General features: G+C 60.6%; 22 protein-coding genes and 1 riboswitch. Of the genes, 10 read left to right on the top strand and 12 right to left on the bottom strand.

Features of this window, described 5'->3' with window-relative positions; genetic code table 11:
* Positions 1-230 precede the first annotated feature (230 nt).
* The 5 genes from IEX57_RS06410 to thiM all read right to left on the bottom strand — a co-directional run bounded on the left by IEX57_RS06410 (position 231) and on the right by thiM (position 4,248).
* A complete protein-coding gene (locus tag IEX57_RS06410) occupies positions 231-1,286 on the bottom strand; it encodes a CmpA/NrtA family ABC transporter substrate-binding protein (protein ID WP_188703379.1) in 1,056 nt (351 codons plus the stop codon).
* 12 nt (positions 1,287-1,298) lie between these two features.
* Complete coding sequence (locus IEX57_RS06405) at positions 1,299-1,874, bottom strand: ANTAR domain-containing response regulator (RefSeq protein ID WP_188703378.1); 576 nt, start codon at positions 1,872-1,874, stop codon at positions 1,299-1,301.
* 135 nt (positions 1,875-2,009) lie between these two features.
* Complete coding sequence (thiD, locus tag IEX57_RS06400; RefSeq protein ID WP_188703377.1) at positions 2,010-2,807, bottom strand: bifunctional hydroxymethylpyrimidine kinase/phosphomethylpyrimidine kinase; 798 nt, start codon at positions 2,805-2,807, stop codon at positions 2,010-2,012.
* A complete protein-coding gene (gene thiE / locus IEX57_RS06395) occupies positions 2,804-3,442 on the bottom strand; it encodes a thiamine phosphate synthase (RefSeq protein ID WP_188703376.1) in 639 nt (212 codons plus the stop codon). The genes thiD and thiE overlap by 4 nt, the downstream gene beginning before the upstream one ends.
* The gene (thiM, locus tag IEX57_RS06390) at positions 3,439-4,248 is read right to left on the bottom strand and encodes a hydroxyethylthiazole kinase (protein WP_188703375.1); all 810 of its coding nucleotides are present in this window, start codon (positions 4,246-4,248) and stop codon (positions 3,439-3,441) included. The genes thiE and thiM overlap by 4 nt, the downstream gene beginning before the upstream one ends.
* A 38-nt stretch (positions 4,249-4,286) precedes the next feature.
* A riboswitch (TPP riboswitch) is annotated at positions 4,287-4,383 on the bottom strand.
* Positions 4,384-4,558: 175 nt separating this feature from the next.
* Here thiM and IEX57_RS06385 point away from each other — a divergent pair.
* The 4 genes from IEX57_RS06385 to IEX57_RS06370 all read left to right on the top strand — a co-directional run bounded on the left by IEX57_RS06385 (position 4,559) and on the right by IEX57_RS06370 (position 8,873).
* Positions 4,559-5,281 (top strand): SDR family oxidoreductase, encoded by a 723-nt coding sequence (locus IEX57_RS06385; RefSeq protein ID WP_188703374.1) that lies wholly within the window; start codon positions 4,559-4,561, stop codon positions 5,279-5,281.
* Complete coding sequence (locus IEX57_RS06380; protein ID WP_229708804.1) at positions 5,278-6,705, top strand: MFS transporter; 1,428 nt, start codon at positions 5,278-5,280, stop codon at positions 6,703-6,705. Before IEX57_RS06385 ends, IEX57_RS06380 begins: the two co-directional genes overlap by 4 nt.
* Positions 6,706-6,821: 116 nt before the next feature.
* Positions 6,822-7,988, top strand: a complete 1,167-nt coding sequence (locus IEX57_RS06375) for an MFS transporter (RefSeq protein ID WP_188703373.1) — start codon at positions 6,822-6,824, stop codon at positions 7,986-7,988.
* A gap of 135 nt (positions 7,989-8,123) precedes the next feature.
* Positions 8,124-8,873: a 2OG-Fe dioxygenase family protein gene (locus IEX57_RS06370; protein ID WP_188703372.1), complete on the top strand. Its 750-nt coding sequence runs from the start codon at positions 8,124-8,126 to the stop codon at positions 8,871-8,873.
* Between the two features lie 18 nt (positions 8,874-8,891).
* Here IEX57_RS06370 and IEX57_RS06365 read toward each other — a convergent pair whose 3' ends face one another.
* The 4 genes from IEX57_RS06365 to IEX57_RS06350 form a co-directional block, all read right to left on the bottom strand.
* Positions 8,892-9,728, bottom strand: a complete 837-nt coding sequence (locus tag IEX57_RS06365; RefSeq protein ID WP_188703371.1) for a CopD family protein — start codon at positions 9,726-9,728, stop codon at positions 8,892-8,894.
* A 10-nt stretch (positions 9,729-9,738) separates the two neighbouring features.
* Positions 9,739-10,185, bottom strand: coding sequence for a copper homeostasis periplasmic binding protein CopC (gene copC / locus IEX57_RS06360; protein ID WP_229708801.1), 447 nt, complete (start codon positions 10,183-10,185; stop codon positions 9,739-9,741).
* On the bottom strand, positions 10,185-10,595 hold the full coding sequence (locus IEX57_RS06355) for a DUF2946 family protein (protein WP_188703370.1): 411 nt from the start codon (positions 10,593-10,595) through the stop codon (positions 10,185-10,187). Before IEX57_RS06355 ends, copC begins: the two co-directional genes overlap by 1 nt.
* A 685-nt stretch (positions 10,596-11,280) precedes the next feature.
* The gene (locus IEX57_RS06350) at positions 11,281-11,991 is read right to left on the bottom strand and encodes an autoinducer binding domain-containing protein (protein ID WP_188703369.1); all 711 of its coding nucleotides are present in this window, start codon (positions 11,989-11,991) and stop codon (positions 11,281-11,283) included.
* 139 nt (positions 11,992-12,130) lie between these two features.
* Here IEX57_RS06350 and IEX57_RS06345 point away from each other — a divergent pair, with 139 nt between their 5' ends.
* The 5 genes from IEX57_RS06345 to IEX57_RS06325 all read left to right on the top strand — a co-directional run bounded on the left by IEX57_RS06345 (position 12,131) and on the right by IEX57_RS06325 (position 18,906).
* Entirely contained in the window at positions 12,131-12,562 is a 432-nt protein-coding gene (locus tag IEX57_RS06345) for a DUF4902 domain-containing protein (protein WP_188703368.1), read from the top strand.
* Positions 12,563-12,649: 87 nt separating this feature from the next.
* Positions 12,650-13,213, top strand: coding sequence for an acyl-homoserine-lactone synthase (locus IEX57_RS06340; RefSeq protein ID WP_188703496.1), 564 nt, complete (start codon positions 12,650-12,652; stop codon positions 13,211-13,213).
* 229 nt (positions 13,214-13,442) lie between these two features.
* On the top strand, positions 13,443-13,985 hold the full coding sequence (locus IEX57_RS06335) for a hypothetical protein (RefSeq protein WP_188703367.1): 543 nt from the start codon (positions 13,443-13,445) through the stop codon (positions 13,983-13,985).
* A 587-nt stretch (positions 13,986-14,572) separates the two neighbouring features.
* Positions 14,573-15,727, top strand: coding sequence for an efflux RND transporter periplasmic adaptor subunit (locus IEX57_RS06330; protein ID WP_188703366.1), 1,155 nt, complete (start codon positions 14,573-14,575; stop codon positions 15,725-15,727).
* A gap of 14 nt (positions 15,728-15,741) precedes the next feature.
* Positions 15,742-18,906 carry a multidrug efflux RND transporter permease subunit gene (locus tag IEX57_RS06325; RefSeq protein WP_188703365.1) on the top strand — a complete coding sequence of 1,055 codons (3,165 nt, stop codon included), beginning with the start codon at positions 15,742-15,744 and terminating at the stop codon, positions 18,904-18,906.
* Positions 18,907-18,973: 67 nt separating this feature from the next.
* On the opposite strand, the gene IEX57_RS06320 is transcribed toward IEX57_RS06325, so the two are convergent.
* The 3 genes from IEX57_RS06320 to nadB all read right to left on the bottom strand — a co-directional run bounded on the left by IEX57_RS06320 (position 18,974) and on the right by nadB (position 22,315).
* Positions 18,974-19,801 carry a triose-phosphate isomerase gene (locus tag IEX57_RS06320; RefSeq protein WP_188703364.1) on the bottom strand — a complete coding sequence of 276 codons (828 nt, stop codon included), beginning with the start codon at positions 19,799-19,801 and terminating at the stop codon, positions 18,974-18,976.
* A 230-nt stretch (positions 19,802-20,031) separates the two neighbouring features.
* Positions 20,032-20,613: a lipid-binding SYLF domain-containing protein gene (locus tag IEX57_RS06315; protein ID WP_188703363.1), complete on the bottom strand. Its 582-nt coding sequence runs from the start codon at positions 20,611-20,613 to the stop codon at positions 20,032-20,034.
* Between the two features lie 121 nt (positions 20,614-20,734).
* The gene (gene nadB, locus IEX57_RS06310) at positions 20,735-22,315 is read right to left on the bottom strand and encodes an L-aspartate oxidase (RefSeq protein WP_188703362.1); all 1,581 of its coding nucleotides are present in this window, start codon (positions 22,313-22,315) and stop codon (positions 20,735-20,737) included.
* A gap of 372 nt (positions 22,316-22,687) precedes the next feature.
* Here nadB and rpoE point away from each other — a divergent pair, with 372 nt between their 5' ends.
* Complete coding sequence (rpoE, locus tag IEX57_RS06305; protein WP_188703361.1) at positions 22,688-23,299, top strand: RNA polymerase sigma factor RpoE; 612 nt, start codon at positions 22,688-22,690, stop codon at positions 23,297-23,299.
* Positions 23,300-23,308 lie beyond the last annotated feature (9 nt).

Below are 23,308 nucleotides of genomic sequence, written 5' to 3'. Positions count from 1 at the left end.
CCGATGAAGTAATCCGGTGCACTACAGACCCGCCGCACGCCATTGCACGGGGGCAAGGGTGATGTAGCAAGCGGCGTGCCAGATCATGCTGCGGTCATGAAAAAAGTGCGGAAAGTGTGTGGCGACGCGGCCTGGCGGCCGGTGGAGGCGTGCTGCAACGCAGCCATGGGCGTGCTGCGTTGCGGTGCATCAAGCGTAAGCAAACGTGGGCGGTGCACTGGCCAAGTGCATTACAAGGGCGCGCTGATACCCTTGCGCGCGGCGACCTCGGCATACAGTGCGCTCTGGTTGACTTGCAAGGCGACGGCTTCCGGATCGACCTCGCTGCGGGTCAGCAAACCCCAGCGCTGGTACTGCTGCACAAACCAGGCGCCGTCGGCCACTTTGGGATAGTTGACCGTGCCATCGCCAAAAAAACGCAAGCCGGGCGGCTGGGCCAGCGCGCCGTAGTCGCCCAGAAAACGCGGCGTGATCCATTCTGCCGGGCAGCCGACGTACTCAGGCTGCGCCAGCGTTTGCGCGCATTCACGCCGGTGTGCGGGGTTATCCAGCCACTGGCAGGCATCCAGCAGCGTGGCGATCAGCGCTTTGGCCGTATTGGGGTAGAGCGCGGCAAAGTCGCGTCGGCAGGCCAGGACTTTTTCCGGGTGATCGGGCCAGATTTCGCTCGTCGCCAGCAAGGTGCGGCCAACGCCTTCGGCTTCGGCTTTGGCATTCCAGGGCTCGCCCGCACAAAAGCCATCCAGCAGGCCGCTGGCCATGGCGTCGGTCATTTCCGGCGGGGCGATGACCACACTGCGGATCTCCCGCATGGGGTCGATGCCTTCGCGTGCCAGCCAGTTATACAGCCACATGGCATGGGTGCCGGTGGGGAAGGTCTGGGCAAACATCAAGGGCTTGCTGGCGGTATCGACAATCTGGCGCAGGGTGCGGCCACTTTTAAGCAAACCGGCCAGCTGGCTGGAAACCGTAATGGCCTGGCCGTTCTGGTTCAGCGTCATCAGCACGGCCATATCGGCTTGCGGGCCGCCAATGCCCAGTTCCACGCCATACACCAGGCCGTACAGCGTATGCGCGGCATCCAGTTCGCCACTGATCAGCTTGTCACGCACCGCCGCCCAGGACGATTGCCGGACCAGTTCCAGTTCCAGCCCGTAGCGCTGGCCCAGTTGCCGGGTATGCGCCACCACCAGCGGGGCGCAATCGGTCAGCGGCACAAAACCCAGGCGCAAACGGGTTTTCTCCGGGGCGGCAAAGGCGGGGGCGGTACTGAAAAGCGAGGACATCCGGTTTCTCCGTCAGCCGAGCAGATCGGCCATGGCGATGATCTGGCGGGCCATTTCCGCCAGCGTCACGCCCTGTTTCATGGCTTGGGTGCGCAGCATTTCAAACGCGGCCGCTTCTGTCATGCCGCGTTTGTCCATCAACAAGCCCTTGGCCCGATCGATCAGTTTGCGATCGGCCAGTTGCTGTTCCACCTTGGCAAGGCGCTGGCGCAGTTTGTCGTCTGCGGCAAAGCGCACCATGGCCACTTCAATAATCGGTGACAACTTGTCGGCATCGAGCCCGTCGACCACATAGGTGGTGACGCCGGCGCCCACGGCGGCGCGGATCAGTTGCTGGTCTGAGTCGTGCGTGAACATCACCACCGGGCGCGGTGCCAGGGCGTTCATGACCGACAATTGCTCCAGCGTATCGCGCGAGGGGCTTTCGGTATCAATGATGACGACATCCGGCCGCTGGCGCTCGACGCTGCCGAGCAAGGCAGTCGAACTGGCCACGTCGGTGAGCACGTCGTAACCCTGTTGCAGCAAGGTTTCGCGCAGCTCGCCAATCGGTTTGGCGGTGTCGGTAACAAGCAGGATACGAAGCATTGAATCCGCTGAATCGGGGTTGGTTGCAGAAGTGATTCAAGCAAAAAACCGGCCAGACGTGCGGCGAATCTCGCGCTGCGCCGCCCGCCGTGCCAGTGTAGACCGCAAACGAACGCAGTCAGATCAACGTGCTGCTTACCACCAGGCGTGAAAGTGATGCACCGGGCCGATGCCGTGGCCCACATCCAGCCGGTCTGCCGCCTTGAGCGCCTCTTGCAGCCAGGCGCGGGCGGCGGCGACGGTATCTACCCAGTTGTCATGCTGCGGGCGCAAGGCTGCCAGCGCGGCAGACAAAGTGCAACCGGTGCCGTGCGTGTTGCGGGTGGCAATGCGCGGGTTGGCAAAGCGGGTTTCCGACTGCACGGTGATCAGCCAGTCCGGGCTCTCGCTGCCGCCCAGGTGGCCGCCTTTCATCAACACTGCTTTGGCACCGCCCGCGATCAGCGCATGGCCCTGACGGCGCATTTCCTCTTCGGTGGTGGCGACTTCACAATCCAGCAATGCGGCGGCTTCCGGCAAATTGGGTGTAATCAGGGAGGAGAGCGGTAACAGGCGTTCGCGGATGGCGCTGACGGCGTCGGCGGCCAGTAGCGGGTGGCCGCCCTTGGCGATCATCACGGTATCAAGCACAACGTGGGTGGGCTGGTAGCGGGCCAGACCAGCGGCGACGGCTTCAATGATGGGCGCGGTGGCCAGCATGCCCAGCTTTACTGCATCAACCCGGATGTCGCTGAACACGGCATCCATCTGCGCGGTGACAAATGCCGGTGGCACCGGGTGCACGGCGCTGACGCCGGTGGTGTTTTGTGCGGTCAGTGCGGTCAGTACGCTCATGCCGTACGCGCCCAGCGCAGAAAAGGTTTTCAGGTCAGCCTGGATACCGGCGCCGCCGCCAGAGTCAGAACCGGCAATGGTTAAAGCGTGGGCAATCATGAACGTGCTCCGGTAATTTCATTGAGTAACTGGCGGGTGGCGAGGGCCGGATCGGCCTGGCCGCAAATGGCTGAAACCACCGCCACGCCTTCCACGCCCGCGGCGATCAGCGGGGCGGCGGTGCCGTGCTTGATGCCGCCAATGGCCACGGCTGGCAATGTTTTGGCGCGCATCAGTTGCGCAAATTCATCCAGCCCGATCACGGGTGAGGCATCGAGCTTGGTGCCGGTGGGGTAAACCGGGCCGACGCCGATGTAGTCGACCAGATCCAGCGGCACGGCTGCCAGTTGCGCGGCATTGCTGGTAGAAAGCCCCAGAATCTTGTGCGGCCCGATCAGTTGGCGCACGGCTGCCGGCGGCAGGTCTGATTGCCCCACGTGCACGCCAGCGGCATCTACCGCCAGCGCAATATCAATATGGTCGTTGATGATCAGCGGCACGCCCAATGGGTCCAGTGCGGCCTTGAGTTGTTGTGCGGCGTCCAGCCACCAGCGTTTTTTCTGGTCGGGCGCGCGCAATTGCACCACGGTCGCACCGTTTTGCGCGGCGCTGCGGGCGGTCTGGACCATGTTCTCAAGACCGCCGCACAGGTCGGGGTCCAGCACCAGGTAAAGCGTCAGATCAACCGGGTTCACGCACTGATCTCCGCCAGGTTATCCGGCTGGATGTGATACAGCGCATCCAGAAACGCGGCCTTGAACGAACCCGGGCCCTGACTGTGTTTTTGCGCATGCTGGCCCGCCATGCCAGCCATGGCGCACGCACTGGCCACCGCGTCCAGGCGGTTGCGGGCGCCGGCGGTAAAGGCCGCAACCAGCGCCGAAAGCGCACAACCGGTGCCGACCACCTGCGTCATGATCGGGTGTCCCCAGGGCGTGGCCAGCGTGGTTTTGCCATCGGTGATGTAATCGGTCTCGCCTGTCACGGCGACAATGGCGCCGGTTTCATGCGCCAGAAAGCGGGCGGCATCCAGTGCGGCATCAGAGCCAGATGTGCTATCGACACCGCGGCCGCCCATGCCGGCACCGGCCAGGGCCATGATCTCGGAGGCATTGCCGCGAATGGCGGCGGGTTTCTGGCGGATCAGCTCACGGCAAAAGTCGGTGCGGTATTTGAGTGCGCCCACGGCAACGGGGTCGAGCGTCCATGGCACGCCGGCTGCGTTGGCGGCATTGACGGCTTGTTCCATGGCGGCAAGGCGTACGCTGTGCAATGTGCCAACATTGATCAGCACAGCGCCGGCGATCGCGGCGAAGGCGGGGACTTCTTCTTGCGCCACGATCATGGCCGGCGCTGCGCCCGCCGCCAGCAAGACATTGGCGGTAATTTCCTGCACCACTTCATTGGTCAGCACGTGGACCAGCGGCCGGGTGGCGCGAAAACGCGTCAGTTCCTGGGCCAGTGTGGCCAGTGGCAAAGGGGTAGGGGCGGAAGAGGGCATCCTGGAAGGCTCCTTGTAGGCAGCGGATGACGCGCAGACAGGGAGCCATAAGACTTCCCTACGCCAGCATTATCCGGATCAGGTAACGGGTATCTCTCAGCCTTTGCTTGTGCAAAAGCACCCCGAGTCGAGGGAGAGATTGTCCGCCCAACCGGTGGCAGCGGCAAGCTGCGCAGGTGCCGGAACACGTCGGGAAACTGGATCATTATCAAACAGGACAGAAAAGTCTTTCCGTTTCTGGCCAGATTATCGTCGCCAGCCATAAGGCCTACACTGCGCAGCATACCAACGCAGTTCACAGGAGATGATCATGACAACCTTGCAACATTTTGCGCAGCAACGGGTTCTGGTGGTGGGTGGCAGTTCTGGTATCGGTCTGGCGGTGGCGCAGTCTTTTGCCGCAGCAGGTGCCCGCGTCACCATCGCTTCGCGCTCTGCCGACAAGCTGGCCCAGGCCGCTGGCCAGATTGAGGGCGAGGTGACCTCCGTTGCGCTGGATGCCACCGACAACGCTGCCATCGAGGCTTTTTTTGCCCATGCCGAGCCCTGGGATCACATTGTGATTTCCGCCGCGCAAACCCCGACCGGGCCGGTAGGCAAGCTGGCGCTGGAAGACGCTTACCGCGCCATGGACAGCAAATTCTGGGGCGCCTACCGCATTGCCCGCGCTGCGCGGTTTGCTCCGGGTGCTTCGCTGACTTTTGTGTCGGGCTTTTTGTCGGTGCGCCCTAGCAAAAACTCGGTTCTGCAAGGCGCCATCAACGCGGCGATTGAATCGCTGGCGCGTGGCCTGGCGCTGGAACTTTCGCCGGTGCGCGTCAACACGGTATCCCCTGGCGTGATCGTCACGCCGCTGTGGGACAAGCTGCCAGAGGCAGACCGTGAGCAAGTGTTTGCCAAAACGGCAGACCACCTGCCGGCAAAACGGGTCGGGCAGCCGCAGGATATCGCCAATGCGGTGCTCTATCTGGCAGGCACACCGTTTGCGACGGGCTCGACCGTGCTGGTGGATGGTGGCGGGGCGATTGCGTGAGTCCGCAAACCGCCCATAACGCGGCCGCGCGCTGGGTTCCCTTCCTGGTGGCGGCGGCGTTTTTTATGGAAAACCTGGACGCCACGGTCATCACCACGGCCTTGCCGCAAATGGCCGTCAGCTTTGGCGTGGCACCGGCGCGGTTATCGGCCGGGATGAGCGCCTATATGCTGGCGCTGGCGGTGTTCATTCCGCTCAGCGGCTGGCTGGCAGACCGCTTCGGGCCGCGCCGGGTATTTGGTGCGGCCATTTTGCTGTTCACCTTTGCATCCTTGCTGTGCGGACTGTGCACCAGCCTGGCGCAATTTATCGCTGCACGGGTGCTGCAGGGCCTGGGCGGGGCGATGATGGTGCCGGTAGGGCGACTGGTGGTCTTGCGCAACACCCGGCCGCATGAACTGGTGCGCGCCATTGCCACCATTACCTGGCCTGGTCTGGTCGCCCCGGTGATCGGCCCGCCGGTGGGCGGTTTGATCAGCACCTGGTTATCCTGGCACTGGATTTTTCTGCTGAATGTGCCGCTGGGGCTGGTCGCGCTGGGGTTCGCCCTCAAGCTGGTGCCACCGGGCGGTGCCGGCAAACGCGCGTTCGATCTCTGGGGTTTTGTCAGCAGTGGCCTTGGTTGCAGTGCGCTGATGATGGGGCTGGATGCAGCCAGCCATCAGCCGGTTGATCTGGTCCTCACGGCCGGTTTGCTGGTGCTGGGTGTGGTGGCGCTGGCGGTAGCCGCCTGGCATATGGGCCGGGTCAGCCAGCCGCTGGTTGATCTTGCCGCCTTGCGCATTCCCACGTTCAGGGTAACGGTAGTGGGCGGGTCGCTGTTCCGGATCGCCATTGGCAGCGCGCCGTTCTTGCTGCCACTGATGTTCCAGCTGGCCTTTGGCTGGAGTGCAGTCACGTCCGGTTTTCTGGTGCTGGCGCTGTTTGCCGGCAATCTGGCCATGAAGCCGGGCACCACGTGGATCATGCGCCGGCTGGGTTTTCGCACGGTCATGGTTGGCAATGGGTTGCTGGTAGCCATCGGCTTTGCGCTGTGCGCCATGTTCCAGCCAGAGACCCCGCTGTGGTTCATCTGCCTGGTGCTGTTCTTCTGCGGCCTGTGCCGCTCCATGCAGTTTACGGCGCTCAATACCATCGGTTTTGCGGATGTCCCCCAGGCCCGCATGACCGGCGCGACGACGCTGTTCAGCGTGTTGCAGCAAATGAACGCGGGCATGGGGATTGCTTTGGCAGCAGTGGCGTTGCGGCTGGCTGACGCCGGGCTGGGACATGCCGGAGCACAACCGTCCGTGCTGGCATTCCGGCTCTCTTTTGCGCTGATTGCCGTGGTGGCGTTGCTGGCGGTGATCGATAGCGTCAGACTGGCGCCCGATGCGGGTGCAGCAGTCAGCGGGCATGGCGCACAAGATGCCCAACAAAAGTGAGGGAACTGTCATAATGCGGTTCGCATAAGAACGGCATACTCAAGCCGCAACAAAACTAATCGACTGGTCAATTCGCAATGGCGGTGTGGCAGACGCACCGGTAACAGGAATACACGATGTACCTTGCTCTACTGGCACTTGCCGCCGCTGCATTCGGAATCGGCACCACCGAGTTCGTCATCATGGGCCTTCTGCCCGAAGTCGCCAAAGATTTTGGTGTATCCACCCCGGCTGCCGGCATGCTGATTTCCGGCTACGCCATTGGTGTGACCATTGGTGCGCCGATCCTGGCCATTGTCACCGCCAAATGGCCGCGCAAGCAGGCGCTGGTGGGCTTGATGGGGCTGTTTATTCTGGGCAATGCGCTGTGTGCGTTGGCGCCGGGCTACTACGCCCTGATGGCCGCGCGCGTCATTACTGCGTTCTGCCATGCTGCATTTTTCGGGATTGGCTCGGTGGTGGCGGCAGATCTGGTGCCGCAGAACAAGCGCGCACAGGCGGTGGCGCTGATGTTTACCGGCCTGACCGTCGCCAATATCGTCGGCGTGCCGTTCGGTACAGCGCTGGGGCATGTGCTGGGCTGGCGTGCGCCGTTCTGGGCGGTGGTCGGCATTGGCGTGCTGGCGGCAAGTGCGTTGTCCGTCTGGTTGCCGCAAGTACCCACGCCCAAAGGTGACGGCATTCTGGGTGAGTTCCGCAAGATTGTGGATACGCAAACCCAGCTGGCGCTGCTGACCAGCACGCTGGCCTCGGTCAGCATGTTCAGCGTGGTGACTTATATCGCCTACATCTTGCTGGATGTCACCGGCTTTACCTCCACGCAAGAGAGCTGGGTGTTGCTGCTGTTTGGCGCAGGGATCACCGTGGGCGGCCTGTTGGGCGGGCGCCTGGCAGACTGGAAACTCATGCGCGGCATGGCGATCACGTTCTTCATGCTGGCGCTGATCCTGGCGGTGTTCTCCTGGGCGTGCCATTACAAGATTCCGACGCTGGTGGTGGTGTTCCTGTGGGGCATGTTCTCGTTTGCCGTGGTGCCGGCCGCGCAAGTGCGCGTGATCGACAAAGCCCATGGCGCACCCAACCTGGCGCCAACCTTGAACCAGGGCGCGTTCAATCTGGGCAATGCCTCTGGCGCCTGGCTGGGCGGTGCCATGATTGGCGCGGGTTTCCCGCTGTCTGATTTGCCGTGGATGGGCGCTGCTGTGGCATTGCTGGCCATGGGTGTGGTGGTGTTCTCCGGCCTGCTGGACCGCAAACTGGTTCCGGCCGCCGCGCAGGGTTAAAAGCACAATCGCGGGTGTATACGGGAATCTACGGACTCTTTCCTGTGTCAGATCGATATGATGAGAACTGTATCTACCCGCACCCGTGCATCGGGCTGACAATCTGTACGTATGGATAAGCTGGATCCTGTCTGCATGACCTTGCCCCGTTCTGTTTCTGATGGCGCCGCCCTGGCGCTGTTGCAGCATGCGCTGACGCAGCAGGGCTATTGTTTTGTGCCCGCCGCGCTGACCCGGGCACTCTTGGGCGCCGACGACGCCTTTGCGTCGGCCTGGCCGGCGTTTGCTGCCAGCTGGAACAACCTGGTGCTGGATGAATACATGGCCGATGGCGGCAAGTACCGCCAGCGTCGCCATGCCACGCTGAGCCTGGCGGCAGGTCAATCATCTTTCTGTCTGGAACCGCACCAGCCGCATTATCAAAGCCTGGAATACAACCCGCTCAACGGGGGCGTGGTGCGCCATTACCAGCCGGTTGAAGACGCCGTGATCCACAATCCGGTGCTGGCGCATTTGATGGCCGCTGGCAGCCAGGTCTTTGGCGCGATCCGCCCGGGTGTGGCCTGGCAGGTAGAAATGCACCAGTTCCGCATCACCACCGACGGCAGCAGCGCAGGCCAGCCCACGCCCGAAGGCATGCACCGCGACGGCGTGGATTTTGTGCTGATGGTGCTGATCAACCGCCACAACGTGCAACAAGGCATGAGCACGGTGCAAGACCCGGCCGGCAAGGTGTTGCAAACCTTCACCCTGACCGAAGCGCTGGATATGGCCGTCGTCAATGACGAGCGCGTGCGCCACGGCGTGACGGCGATCACGCCTGATCGCGCAGGGCAGAGCGCGTATCGCGATATCCTGGTCCTGACCTTCCGCCGCAAGGCCTGAACGCAGCCCGCCAGGGCGCTACATCGCCATGGGCGGGCTGGTTGCGCCCAGCAAGGCGGCGCAGACAAATACCCCGACAAACGCCAGTGCTTCCAGCCACAGCAAAGCCAGAAAACGCTGCCGGGCACCGCTTTGCTGCAAATCCAGCGCGGGCAGCACACTCCAGCGGTTGCTTGCGCCCAGAAACACCGCAATGCCGACAAACAGCAATTTCACCTTCAGTATCAGGCCCCAGGGTTGCTGCCAGAACCCGCTCACCATCGGGCCGGCCATGTTCAGCATGCGCCAGACATTGGCCGCGCCGCTAAGCGCAATCAACAGCAAGGCCCACGCCGCGATTTGTGACAAACGCCGGGCCGCATGGGCATCAAACGTGCGCTGGCCAAAGCCGTAACGCGCCACAAAGACCAGTACGCTGCCCGCCCAGGCGCCTGCCGCCAGCAGGTGCAAGGTGTGCACCAGCGCTGCCAGGCTCAGCATGCCGGCATCAGCCACATGCCCGGTACAGGCGCGCAGATAGGCCAGGGCCAGCAACGCCATGCCGCTTAGCCGTGCATCAGGCTGCTGGCGCAGCGCCACGCTGATCAGGCACGCCATCACCACGATGCCAGCCAGCCAGGTAAACCCGAAGTGCGTACTTAAAATGGCGGGCAGGGCGGGTATGACTGCGGTGATCTCGATCCCTGCCATGCCGGCGCCATTCACGGGCAGCAGCAGCAAAAACAGCAAACCGGCCAGGGCCGCCAGACGCCAACCCAGCCGGCCGCGATCCAGCAGCCACTGGCCTATCAGCAAGGCGGTCAGCGCATCAAGCGCCGCCGCCAGCGCAAACGGGCCAGGGCCGGCCCATTCCATGTTCATCACTTTATTTGACGGTAAAGCTGTATTTGCCTGTGGTGCGGTGACCATCTTCGGCCACGGCCACCCACTGCACCGTGTACTGACCTGCTGCCAGTTGCGGCAGCGGCAGATGCAGCACCTTGTGGTCCTGCGCGTCGATCACCGATTTATCCGCCAGCGTCTTGCCCGAGCTATCGCTCACTTTGATGCTGGACAGCGACGCCTCCAGCGCCTCGGTATACGCGATGCGCACTTCCTGCGGCGCGCTGACGGTGCTATCTGGCGCCGGGTTTTGTTCGTGCGGGTGAGCGTGAGCCTGGGCCAGGCCAGCGGCCAGCATCAAGGTGGCCGCAGCAAGGGCCAGGGTGGCGCGAATGGATTTCATGATGGTTTCCTGCAAAGGGGTGAGCGCGTTGCGCTGCGCAACGCGTGATGCATCACGCCGCACCATGCGGTCGTGACGCCGGTTCATTACGAATGCGTGATCCAGAACCGGTTTGCAGGCGGGGCGCGGGCAGGTGGGGTAACAAAAAGCGGTAAAGGCCAGTCCGGCAAGCGCTGTGGCAACAGCACCAGCCAGACATTGAAAGGCGCCAGCAAAGCCAGTTGGGGCGGGCCTGGCAGCGCAGGAATATGACAAAACAGCGAGCACAACGGGCAGCTTTGCGCCGAGCCTGAAGGGTTGCCGTCTGCGTGGTTGTCTGGCGACGGGGACGACGTCATGCCCGGCATGCCGCAATCACTCATCGGGGCGGGCGCGGCCAGCGGCGCCAGCGGCACCGGGTTGAGCATCTGCATGACCGGTGGCACCAGCGCGGCCGCCAGCATTGCCAGCAAGGCGGCAATCAGGGCAAGGCGGAAATGACGCAGGGACCAGTACATGGGGCGATTGTGCCGTTGTAACAGCGGGTTGTCGAGAACGGTTCTCAATTCAAGCGCTGCAACCCTTTAACCGGTTGGCCACGCACATTATTTCCAGGCTAGAAAGAATTCCCGACTAACGGTGGCATGGACTTGCCTGTTTTGGGGGCCCAATCTGCAGCAGATTTACCACAGTTCATCCGGTGCGCGGCGCTGGCGACACAGCGTTCCCAGGCCATATTAGCGACCGTTAATCATTGATACGGGCGTTTAATGCCCGGATTATCAGCAAACAGGGGAAGCGCGGATATGGACCCAATCGCTGGTGTGATCAGTGGGCCGTGATTGATTTTCTGGATTGATGTATTTGAAGGATTCATGTGCAGATATTTCTGATAGATTAGTTGTTGCTTGATCTTTGATTAAAAAAGGTGGATAAACCGGTTGCCATAAAACACGGTTTTTAATCAATTGCATTGGCAAAAATGATGAATCTGGTTTGAGATTTCATTGCGGGCCGTGACTGCCATAAGTGACAGGCAGATTTCTGCCGTCATTTGCTGCACAATCTGCCCGGTGATGAATGCCATATGGCATCAGCAATATCAATGAGAGGGTAGTGCAGGGGCAGCTCATCAAGGGGAAACGCCGGCTAATGCCGGCGTTGATGGTCAGCCCGGATATCCGGTTTTCAGATCAAACCGGATCAGAGCAGGCCGCGCAAAGCAGCCTGGACAACAGCGGAAGTTTTGTTGGCCGCATTCAGTTTGGCCAGCGTGCTGTTCACATGAAAATTAACCGTGCGTTCAGCAATATTCAGGATATCGCCAATTTCGGCCGATGTTTTGCCTTCGGCTGTCCAGCGCAGGATCTCTGTTTCACGCGGGGTCAGTTTGACTTCATGCCCGTAGGAGGAATGTTCAAGGAAAAACCGTGACAATCCGACATGTGTGACCTGGGTCAGGTAGGCCAGCAGCGGCTCTTTTTCGCCAAGCTCCGTTGCGGTGATGGACTCGCCAGAGCGGGCCACGGTCAACATGCCCACGACACCATTGCCATCGCGGCAACCTTGCGCCCAGCCATTGCGCAGGCCGTAGGAGCGGGCGTCCTCCCACAGATCCCTTGAGTCCGCGAACAACTCGTCGCTCCATACCAGCGGGACCATGGAACGCGCACCGTGGGCCACGGTGGGGTCCTGCATGATGTAGTGATGTTCGGCGTAGCAGTTCTGCCATGCGGCCGGGTAGTTGTTGACCATCTCGGTGCGGGGTGCGCTCAGCGGAAAAGGCATGCGCGCGCCGTAGGCGCAGAACTCGAAACCAATGGCCTGCGCCAGTTGTGTAACTTTGCTGAAATACAGGTTCTGGTCGTGAATAGTCAGCAAAGAGTGAAGATTTTCTTCAATAAAAGGTGACATTGTATTCCCCCGTTTTGCCCGTCTCGCCCCGTCATGGTGTGGCGCCAGAGGCCTGACAATCTGACAACTCTGACACTGGCAACGCTTTTGGCTTCTTTTATAAACTGGTCAACCCTGAATGCAGTAAAGGCTGCCGGAAATGTCTTCCCCCATTGTTTTGAAAACCGGCCCGGTTTTAACCGGCTCTTTGGGCCTGTGCGAAGACGGTTATATCCGGCTTGATTGCAAGGCACTTCTGGATACAGAGCTGATACATCTCGTGTCCGGGCTTGACGACGCGCCCACCGGCGGTTTGAAATGCGGCACCGGCGTGGCGGCCATCAGTGGCTTTACCGAGTGGATCAGTACTGCACGCCCCATATTGTCTGTAGGCTGGGACTGGGTAATTGGTTCGCGTGATGGCCGGGCGCATTACGTGATGAGTGGAAAACCCCGAAGCAACATCATGCTGGTGGATGATCAATGCCGTGATCTTGGATTCGAGGCGACGGCGGATTTGCTGATTGCCCGACTCGAACGATTAATCTGGCAAGACGCCACCAATGCCGCTATCACTTCCCGATACGCTTAGAAACTGTCGCCGTTGACAGCTTTTCCTTTCCCCGGGCCTGGCAAATTATTTCCCCTGCTTTAGCAACATATTCTATTGCGGGGTGATATGCATATATTGTCCGGACAGTCGGCACACCTTCCTGACGGTGTCGCCAATGCATTGTCGGTTTACCGCCACAAAGTTTTCGTGGAAATGCTGGGGTGGCAATTGGATACCCCGCCGGGAATCGAACAAGACCAATTCGACCGCACGGATACGGTTTATATCGTATCTCATGATGAAAGAGGCCAGATCAACGGCTGTGCGCGCCTCTTGCCTACCACGCGCCCCTATTTGCTCGGGGACGTATTTCCGCAATTACTCAATGGGCTTGCCCCGCCTGCATCGCCTGATATCTGGGAGTTATCGCGTTTTGCCGCTGTCGACTTTAGCGGCCAGACGCCGGTAGCTGCAGGCCAGTTCAGTTCGCCCGTCACGGCCCAATTGCTGCATGAATCAATTCGGTGTGCCGGGCAACTGGGCGCCAGAATGGTGATTACGGTGTCGCCACTGGGCGTAGAGCGCTTGCTGAGAAAACTGGGTTATACCGCCCGCCGCGCCGCACCGCCCATGGTGATTGATGGCTATCCCTTGTTTGCCTGCCTGATTGAGGTGCCGGAACCGGACTGAACCGTTTGCCAAAACAGTAAGCACCTGGGCACAGGTCAGGTAGCGCCTACAGACCTGTGCCTTTTGTCTTGCATAAAGCTGAAAGAGTGGATGACTGGCCGCCAGCGCGACGCCGGGTAGGGTAGAGCTGTGGCAAGCGCAGTGCTGCCGGTCATCTTCCCTGCCACGGTTCGTGCCGGCGTAGTCGCTGCGTTTGCCCTTTTTCTCATACAGATAAAAAGGTGCCGACATGCGTCAACTTGCTCTTCGTTCCCTGATTGCTGCCGCGCTGGTAGCGACCCCGGCCTTGAGTTTTGCCAAGCTGGCAACCGATCAGTACAACGCTCGCAAAGATGCGATCAGCCAGCGTTACGATGCCGCCAAATCAGAATGTAAATCCCTGGCCGGTAACGGCAAGGACGTCTGTGAAGCACAGGCTGATGCCGATAAAAGCATCGCCATGGCTGATCTGACGGCCCAGGACAAAGATACCGACGCCGCCCGCATTGACGCCGCCAAAGAGCGCGCCAAATCGGGCTATGACGTCTCGGTAGAGAAGTGTGGCCGTCTGGCCGGTAACGACAAGGATGTCTGCAAGCAGACGGCCAAGGCGGACCGCGACAAGATGCTGGCCGACATTGATGCCAACAAGGCGCGCTACAAGGCCGACAACGAAGCCGATCAGGCCCGTCGCGATGCCGACTACAAAGTGGCCGCGCAAAAATGTGACGCCTACAGTGGTGATCGCAAGGACAGCTGCGTAGCCCAGGCCAAGGCTCAGTACGGCAAGTAAGCCGCCGGCTTGATCAGACCGTTACGCCATGCCATACGCGGCTTGGCGTATCCCGAACCCTCCCGCACCGTGTGTGCCGGAGGGTTTTTACGTTTTCTTTGCACTTGCAGAGATTGCAACTTTCAAGGATTCCCGATTATCTTTCATCGCTAAATGACGATGTACTCATGTTTTGCGGCCAGCCATGAACCAGGCCGCGCCCAGGGCCGGTTTTGCCTGGTTTCTGGCCAGGTTCTGCCGGTGTTTTTGCCTTGTATCGGTGGCATGTAAAGCCTTTGTAAAGACAGTCAACGCTATGTAACTGATTGCGTTTTGCAGACTGGAAGGTGTTTTGACGCACTGCAAAAGACGCCGGGCGCGCCGGTTTTGCCACCGGCAGGCCGCCCAATGGTTATTCCCGCAGCGCCGGACAGGCGTAATTTGAAGGGGCTGCGGCAGGGAGAAGCGGGTCAGCCGGACAGGCGGCTCGCGCAATAACAACGGTTTCAATCGCATCGATGGCGCGAGCGGTCTGACCGTCCTGCGCTGTCCGGATATAAAACAGGCGCCAGTGTTAGCCTGGCCCAGCACAAGGTGTGAAGAAAGTCATGACCCGGCAAAGAAAAACCCAGTCCGCCATCGCCATTGCCTCTGCCCTTGTGGTGGTGGGCGGCGTGGTTGTATGGACCAGCACGCGCAAGGCCGATGCATCTACCCAGCCACCCGCGGCCGCTCCTGCCATCCGGGTGACCACGGTCAAGGCCGGCGACGAATCCGTGCCGGTGTACCTCACCGGCGTGGGCACGGTTCAAGCCAACGCCTCGGTCACGGTGAAAGTGCGTGTCGATGGCCAGTTGCAGAAAGTCGGCTTCCAGGAAGGGCAGGACGTGAAGGCCGGCCAGATGCTGGCGCAGATCGACCCCAGCCCGTTTCAGGCGCAGTTAGGCCAGGTGCAGGCCGCCAAAGCCAAAGATCAGGCCCAGCTGGATAACGCCCGTCGCGATCTGGCCCGTTACAGCGACCTGATCAAGCAGGACGCCACCACCCAGCAAACGCTGGACACCCAGAAGGCCCTGGTCGCGCAGCTGGAAGCCGCAGTCAAGAATGACGACGCGCAAATCCAGTACGCCCAGGTTCAACTGGGCTACACCACCATTGTTTCGCCGTTGTCTGGCCGGACCGGGGCGCGTCTGGTTGATCCGGGCAACATTGTGCACGCCACGGATACGACCGGTCTGGTCGTGATCAACCAGATTGATCCGATTGCCGCCACGTTCACCTTGCCGGAAGACGCCTTGCAACAAGTGAACAAGGCGTTGCAAGGCGGCAAATCGCTCAAGGTCGTGGCTTATGCCCGCACCGGCGGCGAGGCGCTGGCCCAGGGCACGCTGTCGCTGGTGAATAACCAGATCGATACCACCACTGGCACGGTCTCGCTCAAGGGGACGTTCCCCAACCCGCAACATGCCTTGTGGCCGGGGCAGTACATCAACGTGAATCTGGTGCTGGGTAACCGGGATCACGCGGTGACGCTGCCGGCCGCCGCTGTGCAGCGCGGCGTGAATGGTACTTATGTCTATACCGTGAACGGCAGCAATGCGGCCCAGACACAGCCGGTGAAAGTGGCGCTGATCCAGGACGGCAAAGCCATCATTGATGACGGTGTGCATGCCGGGGATCGCGTGGTGATCGATGGCCAGTACAAGCTCAAGCCCGGTGCGGTTGTGGCCGAAACCGAGAAACAGGCTGCGGCTAGCCACTAAGTAGAGACATCACCGTGAGTATTTCTGCTGCTTTTATCAAACGTCCCATCGGGACGTCGTTGCTGGCCGCGGCCATTTTGCTGGTCGGTATCGCGGTGTGGAGCCTGTTGCCGGTGGCACCGCTGCCGCAGGTGGATTTCCCGACCATCCAGGTCTCTGCCAGTTTGCCTGGCGCCAGCCCGGAAACCATGGCGTCCAACGTGGCGCAGCCGCTGGAACGGCAGTTCTCGCTGATTGCGGGGCTGTCGCAAATGACGTCATCCAGCGCGCTGGGCACCACCCAGATTACGCTGCAGTTTGATCTGAACCGCAATATTGACGCCGCGGCAGTGGATGTCCAGGCTGCCATCAATGCTGCGACCGGCCAGTTGCCCAACAACCTGCCCAACCCGCCGACCTGGCGCAAGATCAACCCGGCCGACTCGCCCATCATCGTGATGGCGGTGCAGTCTGACACCTTGCCGCTGACCGAGGTCAACGACTACGCCGATAACATCCTGGCGCAGCAGATCTCGCAGATTCAGGGTGTGGGTCTGGTGAACATTGGCGGCCAGCAAAAGCCGGCGGTGCGTATCCAGCTTGACCCGGCCAAACTGTCGGCCATGGGCATGAGCCTGGAAGACGTGCGCGCGGTCATCGCCACCACCACGGTCAATGCGCCCAAGGGCACGGTGGACGGTGATCGGCAAAGCTTCACGGTGTATACCAATGACCAGATTCTGAAGGCCGGCCCGTGGAACGACATGGTCATTGCCTACAAGAACGGGGCGCCGGTCCGGATCAAGGACATCGGCACCGCGATTGACGGCCCGGAAAACACCAAGCTGGCCGGCTGGGCTTATGCCGGCCAGGCCGTAGAGCCCAGCGCCACCATTCTCAATGGCCAGCGGGCCATTGTGCTGGCGATTACCAAGCAGCCAGGCGCCAACGTGATCGAGACCGTCGAGCGCGTCAAGGCGGCGCTGCCACGCCTGCAAGCGGCGATTCCGCCCACGGTGCATGTCAACATTCTGACTGACCGCACTCAGACCATCCGTGCCTCGGTGCGGGATGTGGAGTTCACGCTGGTCCTGACCATCTTGCTGGTGGTGGGCATCATCTTTGTGTTCCTGCGCAACGTCGCCGCCACGCTGATCCCCAGCGTGACCGTGCCGCTAGCGCTGATGGGCACGGCAGCGGTGATGTACCTTGTCGGCTTCAGCCTGGACAACCTGTCGCTGATGGCGCTGACCATCGCGGTCGGCTTTGTGGTGGATGATGCCATCGTGATGCTGGAGAACATCTACCGGCATGTGGAAGACGGCATGTCGCCGATGGATGCGGCCTACAAAGGCGCGGGCGAGATCGGCTTCACCATCATTTCGATCTCGGTTTCGCTGGTGGCGGTGTTTATTCCGCTGTTGTTGATGGGCGGCATCGTCGGGCGCCTGTTCCGCGAGTTCTCTATTACCGTTACGCTGACCATTGCGGTGTCGGTAGTGATTTCGCTGACGCTCACACCCATGTTGTGCTCGCGCTTTCTGAAAGACCATCACGGCGACAAGCACGGCAAGCTTTACCAGATGTTCGAGCGTGGTTTTGATGCCATGTTGTCGGGCTATCGCCGCGGGCTGGATCTGGTGATGAAGCACCAGTTCATCACGCTTTGCGTATTCCTGTGCACCGTGGCGCTGTCGGTCGTGCTGTTCATTTTCATTCCCAAAGGGTTCTTCCCGCAGCAAGACACCGGCTTTGTCTTCGGCTTTGCGGAAACCGCGCAAGACTCTTCGTTCAAAGCCATGAACGAGCGCATGCGCGCGCTGGCCGATGTCATCCGGCAAGATCCGGACGTAGCCAGCTTTGCCATGGTGGGCGGGCAGAGCACCTTCAATACCGGCAATTTCTACATCAACCTCAAGCCCAAGGATGAAGGCCGGACCTTGAGTGCGGATGAAGTCATTGCCCGCCTGCGCCCCAAACTGGCCAAGGTGGAAGGGGTGAACCTGTTCCTGCAGGCCGGTCAGGACATCAACGTCGGCGGGCGCCTGTCGCGGACGCAGTATCAATACACGCTGACCGACTCGAACCTGGATGAACTGAACAACTGGGCGCCGAAGTTGCTGGAGCGCTTTCGCAAACTGCCAGAGCTGACCGATCTGGCGTCTGACCAGCAGAACGCCGCCGCAACGGCCGTGCTGACGATCGACCGCGCCCGGGCCTCCAGTTTCGGCATTTCGCCCTCGCTGATCGACGCCACCTTGTACGACGCCATTGGCCAGCGCCAGGTTGCGCAGTACTACACGCAGGTGAATACCTATCACGTGGTGATGGAGGTCAACCCGCAGCTGCAGCTTGATCCGGCGCTGTTCGACAAGCTCTACCTCACCTCGCCGCTGACCAACCAGCAAGTGCCGCTGTCGACCTTTGTGCATATCGACACCAACAAGACGGCGTATTTGTCGATCAGCCACCAGAGCCAGTTCCCGGCGGTGACGATCTCGTTCAACCTGGCGCGTGGTGTATCGCTGGGCGAGGCGGTGGACGCCATCAACAAGGCGCAGACGGAAATGGGCGTGCCGCAAACGCTGACCGGCGCCTTCCAGGGCACGGCCAAGGCGTTTGGTGACTCGCTGGCTTCGCAACCGTACCTGATCGCCGCAGCGCTGATTGCCGTGTATATCGTGCTGGGTCTGCTGTACGAGAGCTATATCCACCCGCTGACTATCCTGTCGACGCTGCCGTCGGCCGGGGTGGGGGCGCTGCTGATCCTGATGGCGGCGGGGTTCGATCTGTCGGTCATCGCCTTGATCGGGATTATCTTGCTGATCGGTATCGTCAAGAAGAACGGCATCATGATGATCGACTTTGCGCTGACCGCAGAGCGCGATCACGGCATGAGCCCGCAGGAATCAATCTATCAAGCGTGTATCTTGCGGTTCCGCCCGATCATGATGACCACCATGTGCGCCTTGCTGGCCGGTCTGCCGCTGATGCTGGGCCATGGCGCCGGTTCTGAATTGCGCCGACCGCTGGGTTACGCCATGGTGGGGGGCCTCGTGTTGTCGCAAGCGTTGACGCTGTTTACCACGCCGGTGGTGTATTTGTATCTGGACCGCTTCAGCCATTGGGTCCAGACCCGCCGCGCCGCCAAAAAACAGGCGCGCAAGGAAGCCGCGGTCTTGCAAGGGGCGGGCGAATAAGCAGGCAAACAAAAAGCCGCATCGTGTGATGCGGCTTTTTTTATGGAAAACGCGTCTGAGGTGTAGCTCAGGCAGCAGCGCCGTTGGTCAGCGGGGAGCGCGGGCCGGCATAAGCACCAATACGGGCAGCCAGAGAGACTTCCAGGCAAATCTGCAAAAAGCGCTCGGCCGGATAAGACGCGCGCCCCACCAGGACGCCGTCGATCTCGGCCCCGATCATCAAACCGGCGGCGTTGTGTTCATCCACGCTACCGCCGTAAAGAATGCGCTGCGGGAACCCGACGCCGTTGTCTTCATGCAGTTCCAGCAACAACTGGCGCAGCGTGCGGATGGTACCGGCCAGTTGAATCACCGAGATCACCGTGGTGTCATCCAGCGCCCATTGCGGCTGGTACACCACAATCATGCGCGACCAGTTGGCGCCGAACAGCGCAATGGCCTGCTGCAATTGTTGCTGCAAGGCTTTGGTGGTCTGGTTGCTGCGGCGCTGGTCCGCGTCTTCGCCCAGACACAGCACAGGCGTCAGACCGGCCTGGATGGCTTGCTGAACCTTGTGGGCAATCTGATGATCGGCTTCGGCAAACATGCGGCGGCGCTCGGCATGGCCGACCACCACGTATTTACAGCCGGCGTCCACCAGCGCGCTGGCCGGGACATCAACGGCATCGGGCAGGTCCGGGTCAACGCTGCAGCTCTGGCCGCCCAGCACATAGCCATTGGCCAGCAGGGGCGCGGCGGTTTCTGCCAGCAATGTGTGCGAGGGGCAAACGACCGTTTCCACATCCTTGGGGTGTGGTACTTCGGCCAGCTCGGTCAGGACACCGGCGCTGGCCTCGCGTGAGACGTACGTCTTCCAGTTCCCGATCACCAGGGGTTTGAGGGTTTCTTCACTCATCAAATTTCGACTCCGGGTTGCGGGTAGGGGTCTGGCTGTTTTTTTTATAGCCTGGATATGGTTGTCGCACAGGGTCTGACCGGCTACCGGTAGTCATACCGGCATACGCTGGCCCGGTGCGGGGTGCCCATGAAAGGTGCATGGACACCTTAAACTGGCTCGCTACCCGCAATCAACCGGATTTTGTAGCTGTTGTCCCACAAGTACAAAATCCGGCCGCCTCAACCGGATTACTTGATCAGATTGAGTTTATCGTCTTTGTAAAACCGGGTGCCCTTGCCGGTCAGCTCGGCCGACAGGCCGGTATCGGTCAGCTCAAACATATACACGCCGGGCATGACCTGCACCCCGCCATAGTTGCTGATCCCGGTGTTGTTGACAGAGGCCGAAGCGGTAGCCTGGCCGCTGAACTCCCAGCCCTGATTGATAAAGTGCGTCAGGGCCGCCGTATTCTGGAACACAAAAATGCGCGTGGTTTTCTTGATACCAAAGCCAAGGCCAGCCTGGACCTCGACCATTTTCATGAAGGTATCTTTGTGGGTTTTGTTCTCGTGCGCCAGACCGTTGCCGCTGCCCCCGCCGGCCACCAGAATCTTCATGCCAAAGTTGCTGAACGTGGCATAACCGGCTGATTTGGCAATGATGGGTTTGAGTTCGGGTTGGGTCTGGTAAAGCCGCTCCAGCGCGGACTGGGAGGCGCTGCGCACGGCGGCGCGCTGATCGTCGGCCGATTCTTCGGCCAGGGCGTGCTGGCAGAACACCAGCGCGGCCAGTGTGAGCAAACCGGCACGACAAGTATTGAGAAAGACCATGACCCACCCCCGCGGTATCGCGTATCCAGCGCCCATAAAGCGGGCAGGCCACCCGGCCTGCCCGTGTCTGTCTCAACTATATATAGATGCCTGAATACAGATGCGCGCGGGGCAGGGGCGGTCAGGGCTTGAGTACGGTCGGCGTGGCTTCGGGCAGCATGCCCGGATAATCACGGCTGTAATGCAGGCCGCGGCTTTCCTTGCGCGCCATGGCCGATTGCACAATCAGCTGCGCGGTGGTGACCAGGTTGCGCAACTCGATCAGATCGTTACCTACGCGAAAATTGGTGTAGTAATCGTTGATCTCGTGCTGCAACAGTTCAATGCGGTGCAGCGCGCGTTCCAGCCGCTTGTTGGTGCGTACAATGCCAACGTAATCCCACATGAAGCGGCGCAGTTCATCCCAGTTGTGGGCAATGACCACTTCTTCGTCCGGGTCCGTCACCTGGCTTTCGTCCCACTCCGGCACGTTCGGGATGGTATCGGGCGGGGTGGCCAGAATGTCTTCTGCGGTGGCCTTGCCGATCACCATGCATTCCAGCAAAGAGTTGGAGGCCAGCCGGTTGGCGCCGTGCAGGCCGGTGCAGGCCGCTTCACCCACGGCGTAAAGGCCGGCGACATCGGTACGGCCAGACAGATCAACCACCAGCCCGCCGCAGGTGTAATGCGCGGCCGGCACCACCGGGATGGGCTCACGGGTGATGTCGATGCCCAGTTCCAGGCAGCGCTGGTAAATATTGGGGAAGTGTTCCTTGATAAAGCTGGCCGGCTTGTACGAGATATCCAGGTACACGCAGTCGTAGCCGCCTTTTTTCATTTCAAAGTCGATCGCGCGCGCCACCACATCACGCGGGGCCAGTTCGGCCCGTTCATCGTGCTGCGGCATGAAGCGCGTGCCATCCGGCAATTTCAGAATGCCGCCTTCACCGCGCACGGCTTCGGTAATCAGGAAAGACTTGGCATGCGGGTGGTAAAGGCACGTCGGGTGGAACTGGATGAACTCCATGTTCGACACACTGCAACCGGCCCGCCAGCCCATGGCAATGCCATCGCCAGTGGCGACATCCGGATTGGTTGTATATAGATAGACCTTGCCGGCGCCGCCCGTGGCCAGCACGGTATGACCTGCAACAAACGTCTCGACGCGATCATTGGTTTTGTCATAGACATACGCGCCCCAGCAACGATCATCGTCCAGCCCCAGTTTCCTGCCGGTGATGAGATCAAGTGCGATGTGATCTTCCAGCACCGTAATGCCGGGATGCGCCGCCACCTTTTTGGCCAGGGTATCAATCACCGCCGCGCCCGTGGCGTCGGCTGCATGAATGATGCGACGATGACTGTGACCGCCTTCACGTGTCAGATGGTAGCCGTGGTAATTGGTATCGCCGGAATCGTCGCGGGTAAAGGGCACACCCATTTCGATCAACCAGTCGATGGCATCACGTGAATTTTCAATAATGAAACGAGTGGCTTTCGCGTCGCATAATCCGGCTCCCGCTACAAACGTGTCACGGATATGCAGTTCTATGCTGTCGGCATCGTCCAGTACGGCCGCAATGCCGCCCTGGGCCCAACCGCTGCCGCCATCACGCAAGGCGCGTTTGGTAACAAGACCAACCTTGAGCTTGTCGGCAAGCTTGAGGGCAATGGTCATGCCGGCAAGGCCGCTTCCCATGATCAACACATCGAACTGGCGCATGGCTAATCGTTACTCCGTCAGACGTTGTCGCAAATGTGTAACTATAACAGTCCGGATGCGCTGGCGGCCTGCTCCAGGGCAGCCAGACCGGTTTTAAGCCGGTTTTAAGGCGGGAATGCGAGGATGGGTGCATGTCACCCGTCTTGTAAAACGGGCTTGTCAGCCCCACATAACAAAGAATCAATCAAGAAGGTCTGCACCTGACAGCAATCTGGATGTCATGCAATGGCATGGCATGCTGCCAGTCCGCCCGCGCGGGTTTTTCCGGGGGAACCACCCTCGCGTGGCATTGGCCCGGCGTCATGCTGGTACTCGCCGGGGCGTATTGTTGTCATTTGAATATTCAGCAGGCCGGTCCTTACGGAGCCCGCATTGGAAAACCTCACCGAACGGGATGTCGATCAGGCTCTTGTCGTGCGCGCGCAAGGCGGCGACAAGAAAGCCTTCGAGCTCCTGGTCGCCAAATACCAGCGCAGAATCGCGCGCTTGCTTTCAAGGCTCATCCGTGACCCGCACGAAATCGAAGATGTAACGCAAGAAGCGTTCATCAAGGCCTATCGCGCCTTGCCTTCCTTTCGGGGGGAGAGCGCGTTTTATACATGGCTTTACCGTATTGCCATCAATACCGCCAAGAATTACCTTGCGGCCATGGGCCGTCGCCCCCAGCTGGCCGCCGATTATGAAGACGATGAAGGCGAAACCCTGGATGCTGCCGCGCAGATTCCGGATTACCATACGCCCGATGCTGAACTCTCCAACAGGGAAATTGTCAGAACTGTCAATGAGGTGGTCGATACCCTTCCCGATGAGCTGAAAACCGCAATTACGTTGCGTGAAATGGACGGTTTGTCGTACGAAGATATCGCCGCCGTGATGAACTGTCCCATAGGTACCGTCCGATCGCGTATCTTTCGGGCTCGCGAAGCCATCGCCGGCAAATTGCGGCCCTTGCTTGAGACAGTAGGTAAAGACAGGCGCTGGTAACAGGAAGTA

The organism is Silvimonas iriomotensis, assembly GCF_014645535.1.
GTDB lineage: Bacteria > Pseudomonadota > Gammaproteobacteria > Burkholderiales > Chitinibacteraceae > Silvimonas > Silvimonas iriomotensis.
Note: the sequence above shows the minus strand (reverse complement) of the source record. Positions and strands in the feature narration are given on the sequence as shown.